This is a genomic window from Vibrio sp. 1727 (assembly GCF_033344415.1).
Classification (GTDB): domain Bacteria; phylum Pseudomonadota; class Gammaproteobacteria; order Enterobacterales; family Vibrionaceae; genus Vibrio; species Vibrio alginolyticus.
The window spans coordinates 1-693 of the sequence record NZ_JAWPOT010000277.1; the positions used below are offsets into that span (position 1 = coordinate 1).

Consider the following 693-nt stretch of genomic DNA (forward strand, 5'->3'; position numbering starts at 1 on the left):
CATACCAGTCAGAAAGGCTTGTCCAGGATCGTACTTGGTTTCCATTTGGCTAAGCAAAATTTCACACATACGAGCGCGTTGAATAGCAAGCGAGTAGAGTGAATCTGGCTTGTCCTCTTGCACAGAAGCAATCGCAACCAGAGAAATAAAGCGTCGTAAACGTTCTTCGCCCAGATAAATCAGCGCCTGTCTAAACGATTTGATCTTGGTTGTGAGCGTGTAACCCGAGTTGACGTAAGTGAGCAACTTATAAGAAAGCGTCACATCAATAGAGAACAGACGCTCCACTTCATTGAAGTCGATGGGTTTGTCAGCAATCTCTTTACACAACTGGATGACGGTTAAAAACGCCGGGTTGAGGCGCTTCTTTTGGATCATTTCTGGTTTACTAAAGAAGTAACCTTGAAAGTAGTTAAAACCAGCGTCAAGCGCTTGTTCAAACTCTTCATAGGTTTCGACTTTTTCAGCCAAAAAATCGATATTAAACTGGCTCAATGCTTGGATGAAAATTGCCGCTTTTTCAATTGGTACTAAACGAATATCAAATTTGATCATCGATACGTACGGAAGAAAGCGTTTCCAAGCCTTAGTTGGTACAAAGTCGTCCAGTGCAATTCGGTAGCCGCATTCGTGCAGATGTTTTATTGCATCGAGAAGCTCTTGCGTAGGCTCACAATCTTCGAGTACTTCAAT

General features: G+C 42.7%; 1 protein-coding gene. It reads right to left on the minus strand.

The genetic code is table 11. The features are described from left to right. On the minus strand, positions 1-693 hold a 693-nt coding region (locus R8O10_RS25220; protein WP_318191957.1), incomplete at both ends, for an EAL and HDOD domain-containing protein.